The following is a 586-nucleotide window of genomic DNA, read 5'->3' as shown; positions in this document are numbered from 1 at the left end:
GCCGGTCAGCCTGAATGCCGACAATCTGGTGACGCTGACGGCAACGATCACCGACAAGGACGGCGACAGCTCGGCTGCGACGCTCAACATCGGCCAGAACCTGACCTTCCTCGATGACGGCCCGACGATCTCTGCGCCTGGCGCCAGCAACTCGCTGACGGTCGACGAGACGGTTCTCGCGACCAACGACACGCAGAGCTTCGCCGGTGCCTTCACGTCGAGCTTCGGCGCCGACGGCGCTGGTGCGATCAGCTATGCGCTTGGCTTCAATGCCGGAGCGACCGGGCTGGTCGATACGGCGAGCGGCCAGGCCGTGGTGCTGAGCCTCGAAGCCGGCCAGGTGGTCGGCCGTGCGGGTATCGGCGGCGCGATCGTGTTCACGGTCACCACCGATGCGTCGGGCAATGTGACGCTCGACCAGCAGCGTGCGGTCGTCCATCCGACGGCCAACCCGAACGAGCCGGTCAGCCTGAATGCCGACAATCTGGTGACGCTGACGGCAACGATCACCGACAAGGACGGCGACAGCTCGGCTGCGACGCTCAACATCGGCCAGAACCTGACCTTCCTCGATGACGGCCCGACG

The 586-nt window shown here is 66.2% G+C and carries 1 protein-coding gene; it reads left to right on the top strand.

Translation table 11 applies throughout. The features are described from left to right. The coding region (locus EN939_RS37120; RefSeq protein WP_245473341.1) for a DUF5801 repeats-in-toxin domain-containing protein at positions 1-586 on the top strand (586 nt) is incomplete at both ends.

Source organism: Mesorhizobium sp. M7A.F.Ca.CA.002.05.1.1 (assembly GCF_003998335.1).
Lineage (GTDB): Bacteria > Pseudomonadota > Alphaproteobacteria > Rhizobiales > Rhizobiaceae > Mesorhizobium.
The sequence above is the reverse complement of the archived record's forward strand: the minus strand, read 5'-3'. Positions and strand labels throughout refer to the sequence as shown.